Raw genomic sequence first — 12,653 nt, forward strand, 5'->3', positions numbered from 1 at the left:
GGGCGGAGCGCAGCCGGCCCCGTTTCCCCGCAGGCCAGCCAATGGCCTCGTTCACGCTGCACGGCATTCCGGTCTCGCGCGGCATCGCCATCGGCCGCGCCCACCTGCTGTCGCCGGCCGCGCTGGACGTCAAGCACTACCTGGTGGCGGACGATCAGGTCGAGGCCGAGGTCACGCGCCTGCAGCAGGCGCTGGCCGCCGTCCACAAGGAACTGCAAACGCTGTGGAACGAGCTGCCCAAGGATGCGCCGACCGAACTGGGCGCGTTCATCGACGTGCACGCGCTGATCCTGTCCGACCCGATGATTTCCGAAGCGCCGCTGGACATCATCCGCGCCCGCCACTACAACGCCGAATGGGCGCTGCTGACGCAGATCGATGAGCTGTCGGCGCAGTTCGACGAAATCGAAGACCCCTACCTGCGCGAGCGCAAGGCCGACATCCAGCAGGTGGCCGAGCGCGTGCTGAAGGTGCTGATGGGCACCGAGCCCATCCTGCCACCGGCCGCGCCGGCCGGCGAGGACGAATTCCAGCCGCAGATGATCATCGTCGCGCACGACATCTCGCCGGCCGACATGCTGCAATTCCGCGACCGCTCGTTCATCGGCTTCGTCACCGACGTCGGCGGCCAGAACTCGCACACGGCGATCGTCGCCCGTTCGCTCGACATCCCGGCGGTGGTCGGCATGTCCGGCGCCTCCACGCTGGTCGAGCAGGACGACTGGCTGATCATCGACGGCGACGCCGGCGTGGTGATCGCCAATCCGAGCGCGCTGATCCTGAACCAGTACCGCGAGCGCCAGGGCGCCGCCGCGCGCGCCAGGAAAAAGCTGCAAAAGCTGAAGAAAACGCCGGCCATCACCAAGGACGGCACCGCGATCACGCTGCTGGCCAACATCGAGCTGCCGGACGACTGCCCGGCGGCGATGGAGGCGGGCGCCAACGGCGTCGGCCTGTTCCGCTCCGAATTCCTGTTCATGGGCCGCAACAGCAAAATCCCGTCCGAGGACGAGCAGTTCGAGCAGTACAAGAAAGCCGTGGTGGCGATGAAGGGCCGGCCGGTGACGATCCGCACGCTGGACATCGGCGCCGACAAGCCGCTCGACCAGGGCGAGCAGACCGCGCTGAACCCGGCGCTGGGCCTGCGCGCGATCCGCTACTGCCTGGCCGAGCCGCAGATTTTCCTGACCCAGCTGCGCGCCATCCTGCGCGCCTCGGCGTTTGGCAAGGTGCGCATCCTGGTGCCGATGCTGGCGCACGCGTTTGAAATCGACCAGACGCTGGCGATGGTGGCGCAGGCCAAGGCCGAACTGCGCGAGCAGCACATCAAGTTCGATGAAAACGTCGATGTCGGCGCCATGATCGAGATCCCCGCGGCCGCGCTGGCGCTGCCGATGTTCGTCAAGCGCATGGACTTCCTGTCGATCGGCACCAATGACCTGATCCAGTACACGCTGGCGATCGACCGGGTTGATTATGAAGTCGCGCACCTTTACAATCCGCTGCATCCGGCTGTGCTGCAATTGATCTCGATGACGATTGCGGCCGGGCATAAAGCCGGGATCGACGTCGCCGTGTGCGGCGAAATGGCCGGCGATGTCAAATTGACACGCCTGTTGCTGGGCATGGGGCTGCGGGAATTCTCGATGCATCCCGCCCAACTGCTGTCGGTCAAGCAGGAAATCCTGAACAGCGACCTTGCGCGCATCATGCCGCAAACCCGCAAGATCATGCGCTCGATGGAACCCAACGTAATTGCAGACGCGGTCGAACAATTGCAGTTGATGTAGCAAGCGGCGGAACCCACCCTCGCGGTTCCGCCTTGATAGATGGCCCGCGGGGCCGCCCCTCAAAAAACTAAAACCAACAATGTCATCCCTGGGATACGTTAAGCCGCAAACCATGCATTTTGCCGAGCCCTTGCTCCTGCAAAGCGGCGCGTCGCTGCGCGACTATATGCTGATGTACGAAACCTACGGCACGCTCAACGCCGACAAGTCCAACGCCGTGCTGGTGTGCCACGCGCTGAACGCCTCGCACCACGTGGCCGGCGAATACGAAGGCCAGCCGAAAAGCACCGGCTGGTGGGACAATATGGTCGGTCCCGGCAAGCCGCTGGACACCGACAAGTTCTTTGTGATCGGGATTAACAACCTCGGTTCCTGCTTCGGCTCCACGGGGCCGATGCACACCAATCCGGCCACCGGCAAGCCCTACGGCGCCGCCTTCCCGGTGGTGACGGTGGAAGACTGGGTGGCGGCGCAGGCGCGCCTGGCCGACCAGTTGGGCATCCGGCAGTTCGCCGCCGTCATGGGCGGCTCGCTGGGCGGCATGCAGGCGCTGGCCTGGTCCATCATGTACCCGGACCGTTTGCGTCACTGCGTGGTGATCGCCTCGACCGCCAAGCTGTCGGCGCAGAACATCGCCTTCAACGACGTCGCGCGCCAGGCCATCCTGTCCGACCCGGACTACCACGGCGGCGATTTCTACGAACATGGCGTGGTGCCGAAGAACGGCCTGCGCGTGGCGCGCATGGTCGGCCACATCACCTATCTGTCGGACGACGACATGGCCGAGAAGTTCGGCCGCAAGCTGCGCGACGTCGCCGAAAGCGGCGACTACAAATTCGGCTTCGGCATCGATTTCGAAATCGAATCCTACCTGCGCTACCAGGGCGACAAGTTCTCCGAGTACTTCGACGCCAACACCTATTTGCTGATCACCAAGGCGCTCGATTACTTCGACCCGGCGCGCAAATACGGCGGCGATCTGGCGAAGACGCTGTCCGGCACCAAGGCGAAGTTCTTCCTGGCTTCGTTCACCACCGACTGGCGCTTCTCGCCGGAGCGCAGCCGCGAAATCGTGCAGGCGCTGATCAGCAACCGCCGCAACGTCACCTACGCGGAAATCGACGCGCCGCATGGCCACGATGCCTTCCTGCTGGAAGATGCGCGGTATATGAACATGGTGCGCGCTTATTACGGCCAGGTGTGGAAAGAGATCGGCGATGTGAAAGGAGCCTCGGCATGAATTTCAATGAACTGAGCGCGGCGCGTCCCGACCTGGCGTTTATCGCCCACTGGGTGGACCACAAGGCGCACGTGCTGGACGTCGGCTGCGGCGACGGCGTGATGATGGATTATCTGCAAAGCGACAAGCAATGCAGCGGCTACGGCATCGAGATCGCCGACGACAAGGTGCTGGCCTCGACCCAGCGCGGCGTGCAGGTGGTGCAGCAGGACATGGAAAACGGCCTGGGACTGTTCGGCGACAACTCGTTCGACACGGTGCTGTGCCTGTCGTCGCTACAGATGATGAAGCACGTCGAGGACCTGCTGCGCGATATCGTCCGCGTCGGCAAGGAGGCGATTGTCTCGTTCCCCAACTTCGCCTACTGGCCGCACCGCGTGGCGCTGCTGAAGGGGCGCATGCCGGTGTCGGAATCGCTGCCGTACGAATGGTACGACACGCCCAACGTGCGCTGCGCCACCATCCACGACTTCCGCGACCTGGCCGAGGAATGCGGGCTGGAAGTGATCGAATGTGTAGCGCTGGCGGAGGGGAAACGGGTATCATTCCTGCCTAATCTGCGCGGCGATCTTGCCGTCTTCCGACTACGTAAAAAATGACAGACACCCGGCCCTGGTACAGCTACATCAACGGACGCACCGTTTCCATCCTGTTCCTGGGCTTTAGCTCCGGCCTGCCGCTGTACACGCTGATCTACCTGATGCAGGCGTGGCTGGCCAAGGCCGGGCTGGATGTCAAGGCGCTGGGCCTGTTCGGCCTGGCCATGTTCCCCTACACCTTCAAATTCCTGTGGGCGCCGTTCATGGACCGCTACACGGTGCTGCCGATCGGCCGCCGGCGCGGCTGGATGGCGGTGACGCAGCTGGCGCTGTTCGCCTTCATCGGCGGCCTCGGGATGCTCGATCCGAAACTCGAGCTGTCGCTGATCGCGGTGGTGGTGTTCCTGATCGCCTTCCTCTCGGCCAGCCAGGACGTGGTGATCGACGCCTATCGCCGCGAAATTCTGGCTGAGGAAGAGCAGGGCCTCGGTGCGGCCATCATCGTCAACGCCTACAAGGCGGCCAGCCTGATACCGAGCGCGCTCGGTCTGGTGATGGCGGACAGCCAGCCGTGGCAAATCGTGTTCTGGACCGTGGCGGCCTTCATGCTGCCAGGTTTGCTCTGCACGCTGCTGGCGAAGGAGCCGGTGGTGTACGGCGAGCCGCCGAAAAACCTGCAGGAGGCGGTGGTGCTGCCGTTCCGCGAATTCGTGCTGCGCGACGGCTGGAAGCAGGCCATGTTCATCATCGCCTTCGTCCTGCTGTACAAGATCGGCGACACCATGAGCACCGCGCTGTCGACCAAATTCTTCCTCGACATCGGCTTCTCGACCAAGGACATCGGCCTGGCCGCCAACGCCACCGGCTGGTGGGCCAGCCTGGCCGGCGGCGCCGTGGGCGGCATCTGGATGATCAAACTGGGCATCAACCGCGCGCTGTGGGTGTTCGGCGTGTTGCAGGCGATCGCCATCCTCGGCTTTGCCTGGCTGGCGCAGGTGGGACCGGACAAGCTGTTGCTGAGCGCCGTGTTCGGCTTTGAAGCGTTTGCCAGCCTGGGGCTGGGGTCGGCGGCGCTGGTGGCTTTCATGTCGCGTGCGACCGATCCGCGCTACACCGCCACCCAGTACGCGCTGTTTTCCAGCCTGGCTGCGGTCCCGCGCACATTCATTAATTCTTCGGTAGGGTATATTGTGGCCGAAACCGGGTGGTTCTGGTTCTTTATCGTGTGCTTTATCCTGGCCTTCCCGGCGATGATGATGCTGCCGAAAATCGCTCCATGGAACAGTCCAAATGAAAAAGCTTAAATTGACGAGCGCCGTGCTGGCGCTGCTGCTGTGCGCCGGCGCGATGGCGCAGGACGATGGCATTCCGGTGTCCAAGCTGTCGCGCATGCGCGGCCTGGCCGGCGCCGATGCCGCGCAATTCGATCAACAGTCGAAACTGCAATACAACCAGATGCTGGCCGAGGCGCACAAGAAGGACGCCGTCGCCACCGACAGCAATCCGCAACTGATCCGCCTGCGCGCCATCGCCAAGCGCATCATCCCGTTCACCGCGCGCTGGAATCCGGACGCCGCCAAGTGGGACTGGCAGGTCAACCTGCTGCGCTCCGACACCGTCAACGCCTTCTGCATGCCGGGCGGCCGCATCGCCTTCTACAACGGCATCCTGACCAAGCTGAATCTGACCGACGACGAGGTGGCGATGGTGATGGGCCACGAAATCGCCCACGCGCTGCGCGAGCACGCGCGCGAGCAGGCCGGCAAGAACAACGTCACCTCGCTGCTGGGCCGCGTGGCTGGCGCCGCCGGCGCCGCCTACTTCGGCCTCGACCCGCGCCTCGGCGACGCGGTCGGCAGCGGCGCCGCCAAGGTGGCGTCGCTGAGCTTCTCGCGCACCGATGAAACCGAGGCCGACCTGGTCGGCATGGACCTGGCCGCGCGCGCCGGCTTCGACCCGCGCGCCGGCATCGCGCTGTGGCAGAAAATGGGCGCGATCAACAAGAACCAGCCGATCAGCTTTTTGTCGACCCACCCGGCCGGCAAGGACCGCATCAAGGAAATGAACGCCAATATGCACCTGGTGCTGCCGGTGTACGCGCGCGCCAAGGGACTCGATCCGAACAAGCTGCCGGCCTACCACTCGATTGCCCTGCCGAAGTCCTGATATGTCGCGTCACCCGCTGCCCATGCGCGACGGCGTCGCGCCCAGCTACCTGTATCTGCCGGAGGGCGACTGGCCGGACATGATCACCTTCCTCGCCGCGCGCTTTCCGGACGTATCGGAAACGTCGTGGCGCGAACGCATGGCGCGCAACGACGTGGTGGACGGCGACGGCAAGCCGCTGCTGCCATCGAGCCGCTTCAAGCGCGGCATGCGCATCTTTTACTACCGCGAGCTGGAGGCGCCGGAAACGCCGATCCCGTTCCGGGAAGAGATCCTGCACATGGACGAGCACCTGGTGGTGGTCGACAAGCCGCACTTCCTGCCGGTGATCCCGACCGGCCGCTTCCTGCACGAGACGCTGCTGGTGCGCCTGCGTAAAACGCTGGGCGAAGAGGACCTGGCGCCGATCCACCGGCTGGACCGCGAGACGGCCGGCGTGGTGATCTTCTCGCGCAACGCCGCCAGTCGCGGCACTTATCAATCGATGTTCCAGAAGCGCGTGATCGACAAGGAATACGAAGCGCTGGCGCCGCGCCTGCACGACGTGCAGTTCCCGTTCAGCCATCGCAGCCGCATGGTCGAGGGCGACAAATTCTTCACGATGAAGGAAGTCGAGGGCGAGCCGAATTCGGAAACGCTGATCGACCTGATCGAGCATCGCGGCGAGCTGAGTCTGTACCGCCTGTATCCGCACACGGGGCGCCAGCACCAGTTGCGCGTGCATTTATCGTCGCTCGGCATCCCGATCGTCAACGACGCGTTCTACCCGGTGGCGCTGCCGTGCAAACAGGACGACGTCTCGCAACCGCTGCAACTGCTGGCCCGCGCGATCAGCTTCATCGACCCGATCAGCGGCGAATGGCGCGAGTTCCGCTCGAAGCGTCAACTGTAGCCGCCTGCGCGGCCAGCAAGTCCCGCAGCCACGATTGGGCTGCATGCGTGTCGCTGCGGCGATGCCACATCAGGTCAAACACGATTTCCGGCAGCGCCAGCGGCGGTGGCAATATCGCCAGTTGATGGCTGGCCTGGGCATGTAGCGCCGCGCGCTTGAGTATCGTCGATGTCATGCGCGTTTGCGCGATGATGGGTGGCACCGCGAACATATGCGGCAGCGTCAGCGCCAGCCGGCGTTTCAGGCCTTGCTCAGCCAGCGCCCGATCGACCAGCCCGTACAGGTGGCCTTCGGGTGACACCAGCACATGCTGTAATTCCAGATAGGCCGGCAGATCCAGGCCGGCCCGCGCGGCCGGATGGTCGCTGGCGAGCACCGTCACAAATTCATCGCGCAGCAGCGGGCGCGCCTTGATGCGGCCATCTTCCTCGGCCGCCGGCACGCTGATGGCGGCGTCGATGACACCGGAGTCCAGCAACTCGATGGCGGCATCGCGGCCGTTCACCGCGTGCACATTCAGCGTTACGCCGGGCGCTTGTACCTCCAGTGCGCTCAACAGCGTTGGCAGCAACACGAAGCTTGGATAATCCGGCAGGCCCAGATTAAAGGTCAGCACGGCGTTGGCGGGATCGAAGGCCGGCTTGCTCATCATGGCAGATTCGATCTGGCGTAGTGCCGCAGCCACCGGCCCGGCGAGGTCGCGTGCGCGTTGCGTCGGCAGCAGCCCGTTGGCGCTGCGCAGGAACAATGGGTCGCCCAGCAGCGTGCGCAGGCGGGACAGGGCGGCGCTCATGGCCGGCTGGCTCACGCCGACCCGCGTTGCCGCGCGGGTCACATTACGCTCGCTCGCCAGCGCGTCAAACGCCACCAGCAGATTCAGATCAATGCCATGAAAATCCATAATGCAAATAAAGACATATACAGGTTATTTGTTGGACTGATTTTACTGCGGAGCGCAAACTGAGGCCATCTCAAATCAACACGGAGCAGGTCATGAGCCTCATCGAACAACTGCGCTCGGAGCGCATTGCTGTCGAAACCCTGTATCGCGCCTTCAACGAAAAGAATCCGGACTTGGTGGATGCTGTGCTGGCGCCACAATGGGACGATATCCCGCTCGGGCCCGGCCAGCAGCCAGGCCCGCAAGGTATCAAGCCCATTATTCGCAGCTTTGCCGCCGCGTTCCCGGATGTGCGGATCATCATTCATGACATGGTGCAGGAGCCCGGCAAAATCGGCGTGCGCGCGGAAATCACCGGCACGCACCAGGGAGAGCTGTTCGGCATGGCGCCGACTGGGAAAAAGATCAGTTTCCGCCTGCATGAATTCCACAAGGTCGTGGACGGCAGGCTGGTCACGACCTGGCATATGGAAGACTGGTTCGGCCTGTTTCTCCAGCTGGGCCAGTTCCCGCCGCAGCCCTAAGCGTTACAGCGCGCCGTACTCGATGGTCAGCGGCGCGTGGTCGGAGAACTTTTCTTCCTTGTAGACGGCGACCGTGGTGGCCTTGGCGGCGATGCCCGGGGTGGCGACCTGGTAGTCGATGCGCCAGCCGACGTTCTTGGCGTAGGCCTGGCCGCGGTTGCTCCACCACGTGTATTGCTCTTCGCGCGGGTCGAGGCCGCGGTGCACGTCGACGAAACCCACTTCGTCGAAGATGCGCGTCATCCAGGCGCGTTCTTCCGGCAGGAAGCCGGAGTTCTTTTTATTGCCCTTCCAGTTCTTCAGGTCGATTTCCTTGTGGGCGATGTTCCAGTCGCCGCAGATGACCACTTCGCGGCCCTCGGCGTGCAGCTGTTGCAGGTGCACCAGGAACAGGTCCATGAAGCGGAATTTGGCTTCCTGGCGCTCCGGACCCGACGAGCCCGACGGGCAGTAGACCGAAATCACGGTAAGGTTGCCAAAGTCGCAACGCACGTAGCGGCCTTCGGCGTCGAATTCCGGCGAGCCGAAGCCGATCACCACGCGGTCCGGTTCGATCTTGCTGTAGACGCCGGTGCCCGAATAGCCTTTTTCTCGGCATAGTGGAAGTGGCCATGGTAGCCGCCCGGATTGAGGAATTCCGGCGTCATGTCCGGCGCTTGCGCCTTCAGTTCCTGGACGCAGACGAAGTCGGCATCCTGCTTGGCCAGCCAGGTGAAGAAGCCCTTGGACGCGGCGGAGCGGATGCCGTTGAGGTTGGCGGAGATGATTTTTGGCATAGAAGATTCGGTGCAGAAATAACGGAATGCGCTAGTGTAGCGGTAAAATACCGGCACTTTAAAGAAATGAGGCATCATGGAAAACTTACGTCAGGAATTTATTGCGTTTTCGGTAAAAAGCGGTGTGTTGCGCTTCGGCGAGTTCACCACCAAGGCCGGGCGCCAATCGCCGTACTTCTTCAACGCTGGCCTGTTCCATGACGGCGCGACGCTGGCCCAGGTGGCGCAGTTCTACGCGCAGACGCTGCTGGACTCCGGCGTGCAGTTCGACATGCTGTTCGGCCCCGCCTACAAGGGCATCACGCTGGCCTCGGCCACCGCCGTGGCGCTGGCCGGCAAGGGCCGCAACACCTCGTTCGCCTTCAACCGCAAGGAGGCCAAGGACCATGGCGAAGGCGGCACCATCGTCGGCGCCAAGCTGCAGGGCAAGGTGGTCATCATTGACGACGTGATCTCGGCCGGCACCTCGGTGCGCGAATCGGTGGAAATGATACGCGCCGCCGGCGCCGAGCCATGCGCCGTGCTGATCGCGCTGGACCGCATGGAGCGCGGCGGCAAGGACGGCCAGATTTCCGACCTGTCGGCGGTGCAGGAAGTGATGCAGAAGTATGGCATTCCGGTCATTTCCATCGGCAACCTCGACGACCTGTTCGGCTTCCTCAACGGCGCCGGCGCCGACCCGCAACTGGCGCAGTACAAGGACGCCGTGGCTGCCTACCGCAGCCAGTACGGCATTGTCTGATTGGCTACGTTGCTAGACATTGATATTTCTATGGTGTAACCTTCCTGAAGGTAGGAGACCCATATAAGGTAGACCATGAATATCGCAACATTGAAGGTGCACGGTGACCCGGAAGGCCTGGCGGACGTCCGCGACGGCCTGCCAACCGAGCCGCACGGCGACTGGCAAAAGGGCGACGTCAAGCCCAACGGCCGGGTACGCATCGACTCGGGTTTCTACGTGGCCATCGGCACCGAGCAGAACCCGACCGAGCTGCTGAAGCAAATCCGTTTCTACCTGGGCGAGTGCCGTGCGCGCGGCATTCACTTCGAGCGTTCCGACGTCGACGCCGAGCTGCGCATTTCCTTCCCGTGCGAACAGGGCGCGGACGTCCCGTCACTGGACCTGTCGCTGGCCGACATGGCCATGCTGGTCGAGATGGGCATCAATCTCAGCATCACCGCCTGACCCGCAACATGCGGTTTGGCGAGGACCGGCTGACCGAATTCACCGCAGCGCAGGGCGTTCCGCGCCGCGTGCACGTGTGGGAGCCGGCCGCGCCGCGCGCGGTCATCCTCGCCATCCACGGCGGCATGGCGCACGGCGGCGACTATGTGACGCCGGCGCGCTATTTCCGCCAGCACGGCATTGCCACCGTGGCCTACGACCTGTGCGGCCACCAGGACGCGCGCCGCGTCGACATCCCCAGTTTCCATGTCTTCCTCGACGACAGCCAGTTGTTCCTGCGCTGGGTGAAGCAGCAGTATCCCGGCTTGCCGGTGTACGTGATGGGCCACTCGATGGGCGCGCTGATCGCCACGCACCTGGCGCTGGGCGGCTTCGCCGGCGACGCGGTGGTGAAAGGCTTCATCCTGTCGTCGCCGTATTACGTCAACGCCATCAAGGTGTCGCCGCTGCTGCTGGCGCTGTCCGGCGTGCTGGGCGCGCTGGCGCCGCGCATGAAGGTGCCGCTGGCCTCGCTCACGCACCAGCTGACACACGACCGCGCCATCACCGAACGCCACTATCAGGATGAGCGCGACGGCATCCGCGCCACCGAAATCACGGTCCGTTTCGGCAACGCGCTGACGGCGGCCCAGCAAAGGCTGGACGCGCGCATGCCGCAGTGGACGCAGCCGCTGTTCGCGGTAGTGGCCGGCGACGACAAGCTGGCCGACGCCGACGCGGCCGAGGCGATGCTGAAGTCGGTGCCGGCGCATCTGCTGACCTATCAGCGCCACCCGCAAAACTTCCACGAAAACTTCAACGAGCTCAATCGCGAGCAGATCTTTGCCGACATCCTGGCATGGATCGACCGTTAATCCGTTGGCAAGCCCGCTTATCGCCGCGGGGCCGCAATACTGGCTCCTGTTCAGGGAGCGCTCCCAATGGTATGAAGTCGGTGAGGACAGTAGTACCGGCAAGGCGATACCTCACATCCGCTACGTGGCCGGCGATGGCTCCGCGTTTGGCATGCTGATTGGACATGCAGGCTGAAAACTGCCCGGGCAGGCGCGTGCGCTTTCCGGCCATGATCAAGCCATAAGATGTCAGAACCGGGACGATATGTGGAGGGCGTCGACAGCGTTACCAAGCCGGCGACGTCTGCGGCTGTAAGGTCAGCGGCGACGCAGCCATGTAGCGCTTCCCCACCACGCCGCGGCGGGAAGTAACCAAAGCAGAACCACGGTGTAGATCGGCGGGTTGATGGTGTGTGACGCCAGCAAGATCACCTGCAACAGTACCGTGGCGGCGATGGCGATCGCCATCCACAGTTTGTGCAGCCACGGCGCGCGCGTGATGAAGAGGCTGAGGAGGAATGCGGCCAGCAACACCAGCAGCGGTACCACGCCGAAGCCGAATACGATGCCCACGCCATCCCAGCCGTTGTCCGCGCGCGCGCCGCACAACGGCGTCGCGCTGAGCGTAATGGCATAATACAGCCGGGGTGCAAGGTTCATGACGGGGCGCGATGGATGGACGATGGCTGAGGATAGCACACGGCAGATCTGAGGCGTAGTCCGGGACGTTCGACGGCAAAGTAGAGCAGCGCCGCCGCCGCCAGCGATGCGGCGAGGTAGACGGCGAGGGCGGCCAGCGGCATGTCCTGTCCCAGCGCCGGCAGCAGGCCGTCAAGCCAGGCGTAGACTTGTTTGTGCGTCAGATAGAGGCTGAAGGCAAGCATCGCCAGCGGCCGGGCGCCGGGCACTGGGTGGCGTCCTATCCACGTGGCAGGGCTGATGGCGCCGGCCAGCAGCAGCGCGCATCCGAGGGCAACCAGCGGGAACATCAGGATGGCGCCGGCCGCGCGGTCCAGCGCTATCTGTGTGCAGGCGGCCAGCACGACGACGCCCGCAGCCAGCAGCATGCGGCCATGGCGCAGCAGCGCGTTCCACCACGCGGGTCGGAAGGCGCGGCACGCGGCAAGGCTTACGCCCATCAGCAGGCCGTCGAGCCGCGCATAGGTCGGATTGTAGATCATGCTGATGAAGGCGTGCATCGCCGCGCCGGCGTCATTGGCGAGTAGCGGTTCGACACGCGTGTGCCACAGCCAGCCGCGCAGCAGCATGCCGCCGGCGACCAGCGCCACCGCCAGCATGATCGCGCGGCGCGCGTTGAGGCGGCGTGCCAGCAGCCAGGCGGCCAAAGGGAACAGCAGGTAGAAGTGCTCTTCGACGCACAGCGACCAGGCGTGCGAATACGCTGCGCCCTGGCGCCAGTCCGGCGCGAGATTGAGCGTGAATGTGAGGTACTTCCACAGCGGTTGCAGCGCGCCGCCTTCGGGCGACGGCAGCATTACGTACAGCGCCAGTACTGCGTAGTAGGCTGGCAGGATGCGCAGCGCGCGGTGCACCATGAAGCGGCGCCACTGCGGCTGCTCGCCCTGCGCGTAAGCGCGCAACAACTGCCAGCCGATCAGGTAGCCGCTGAGCACAAAGAACAGGTCGACGCCCATCCAGCCATGTTCCACCAGCGCCGGCATGGGAATGCCATGGCTGCTGACGTGGTACAGCATTACCGCAGCGATGGCGCATGCGCGCAGCAGATCGATTCCCGGAGCGCGTGTCATCGCTGGGTGCCTTGTGTGAAAAAGGACGCCGTAG

The 12,653-nt window shown here is 64.1% G+C and carries 13 protein-coding genes and 1 pseudogene; 10 read left to right on the forward strand and 4 right to left on the reverse strand.

All coding sequences use genetic code 11. The features are described from left to right. The first annotated feature begins 41 nt into the window (after window positions 1–41). The 6 genes from ptsP to ACRQ5J_RS05435 all read left to right on the forward strand — a co-directional run bounded on the left by ptsP (window position 42) and on the right by ACRQ5J_RS05435 (window position 6,627). Window positions 42–1,790 (forward strand): phosphoenolpyruvate--protein phosphotransferase, encoded by a 1,749-nt coding sequence (gene ptsP, locus ACRQ5J_RS05410; protein ID WP_432381607.1) that lies wholly within the window; start codon window positions 42–44, stop codon window positions 1,788–1,790. 79 nt (window positions 1,791–1,869) lie between these two features. Further along, complete coding sequence (metX, locus tag ACRQ5J_RS05415) at window positions 1,870–3,030, forward strand: homoserine O-succinyltransferase MetX (protein ID WP_432381609.1); 1,161 nt, start codon at window positions 1,870–1,872, stop codon at window positions 3,028–3,030. Then, a complete protein-coding gene (gene metW, locus ACRQ5J_RS05420) occupies window positions 3,027–3,629 on the forward strand; it encodes a methionine biosynthesis protein MetW (protein WP_432381611.1) in 603 nt (200 codons plus the stop codon). Before metX ends, metW begins: the two co-directional genes overlap by 4 nt. After that, window positions 3,626–4,873, forward strand: a complete 1,248-nt coding sequence (locus tag ACRQ5J_RS05425; protein WP_432381613.1) for an AmpG family muropeptide MFS transporter — start codon at window positions 3,626–3,628, stop codon at window positions 4,871–4,873. The genes metW and ACRQ5J_RS05425 overlap by 4 nt, the downstream gene beginning before the upstream one ends. After that, a complete protein-coding gene (locus ACRQ5J_RS05430) occupies window positions 4,860–5,735 on the forward strand; it encodes a M48 family metallopeptidase (RefSeq protein WP_432381615.1) in 876 nt (291 codons plus the stop codon). Before ACRQ5J_RS05425 ends, ACRQ5J_RS05430 begins: the two co-directional genes overlap by 14 nt. 1 nt (window position 5,736) lies before the next feature. Continuing rightward, window positions 5,737–6,627, forward strand: coding sequence for a pseudouridine synthase (locus tag ACRQ5J_RS05435; RefSeq protein ID WP_432381617.1), 891 nt, complete (start codon window positions 5,737–5,739; stop codon window positions 6,625–6,627). On the opposite strand, the gene ACRQ5J_RS05440 is transcribed toward ACRQ5J_RS05435, so the two are convergent. After that, window positions 6,584–7,528 carry a LysR family transcriptional regulator gene (locus tag ACRQ5J_RS05440; RefSeq protein ID WP_432381619.1) on the reverse strand — a complete coding sequence of 315 codons (945 nt, stop codon included), beginning with the start codon at window positions 7,526–7,528 and terminating at the stop codon, window positions 6,584–6,586. The two genes, ACRQ5J_RS05435 and ACRQ5J_RS05440, sit on opposite strands and share 44 nt — an antisense overlap. Window positions 7,529–7,620: 92 nt before the next feature. Between ACRQ5J_RS05440 and ACRQ5J_RS05445 the strand changes: the two genes are divergently transcribed. Continuing rightward, the gene (locus tag ACRQ5J_RS05445; RefSeq protein ID WP_432381621.1) at window positions 7,621–8,052 is read left to right on the forward strand and encodes an ester cyclase; all 432 of its coding nucleotides are present in this window, start codon (window positions 7,621–7,623) and stop codon (window positions 8,050–8,052) included. A 3-nt stretch (window positions 8,053–8,055) separates the two neighbouring features. Here ACRQ5J_RS05445 and ACRQ5J_RS05450 read toward each other — a convergent pair. Continuing rightward, window positions 8,056–8,828 (reverse strand): annotated as a pseudogene (locus ACRQ5J_RS05450) (exodeoxyribonuclease III). A 76-nt stretch (window positions 8,829–8,904) separates the two neighbouring features. Here ACRQ5J_RS05450 and pyrE point away from each other — a divergent pair. The 3 genes from pyrE (at window position 8,905) to ACRQ5J_RS05465 (ending at window position 10,871) form a co-directional block, all read left to right on the forward strand. After that, window positions 8,905–9,570: an orotate phosphoribosyltransferase gene (pyrE, locus tag ACRQ5J_RS05455; RefSeq protein ID WP_432381623.1), complete on the forward strand. Its 666-nt coding sequence runs from the start codon at window positions 8,905–8,907 to the stop codon at window positions 9,568–9,570. Between the two features lie 75 nt (window positions 9,571–9,645). Continuing rightward, window positions 9,646–10,017 carry a hypothetical protein gene (locus tag ACRQ5J_RS05460; protein WP_432381625.1) on the forward strand — a complete coding sequence of 124 codons (372 nt, stop codon included), beginning with the start codon at window positions 9,646–9,648 and terminating at the stop codon, window positions 10,015–10,017. 8 nt (window positions 10,018–10,025) lie between these two features. Beyond that, window positions 10,026–10,871, forward strand: coding sequence for an alpha/beta fold hydrolase (locus tag ACRQ5J_RS05465; RefSeq protein WP_432381627.1), 846 nt, complete (start codon window positions 10,026–10,028; stop codon window positions 10,869–10,871). Window positions 10,872–11,168: 297 nt separating this feature from the next. On the opposite strand, the gene ACRQ5J_RS05470 is transcribed toward ACRQ5J_RS05465, so the two are convergent. Together ACRQ5J_RS05470 and ACRQ5J_RS05475 are read right to left on the reverse strand one after the other, a co-directional pair. After that, on the reverse strand, window positions 11,169–11,510 hold the full coding sequence (locus tag ACRQ5J_RS05470) for a hypothetical protein (RefSeq protein WP_432381629.1): 342 nt from the start codon (window positions 11,508–11,510) through the stop codon (window positions 11,169–11,171). Then, window positions 11,507–12,619 carry an acyltransferase family protein gene (locus tag ACRQ5J_RS05475; protein WP_432381630.1) on the reverse strand — a complete coding sequence of 371 codons (1,113 nt, stop codon included), beginning with the start codon at window positions 12,617–12,619 and terminating at the stop codon, window positions 11,507–11,509. Before ACRQ5J_RS05475 ends, ACRQ5J_RS05470 begins: the two co-directional genes overlap by 4 nt. Window positions 12,620–12,653: the final 34 nt, after the last annotated feature.

This window comes from Duganella sp. P38, from assembly GCF_050859475.1.
Lineage (GTDB): Bacteria > Pseudomonadota > Gammaproteobacteria > Burkholderiales > Burkholderiaceae_D > Rugamonas.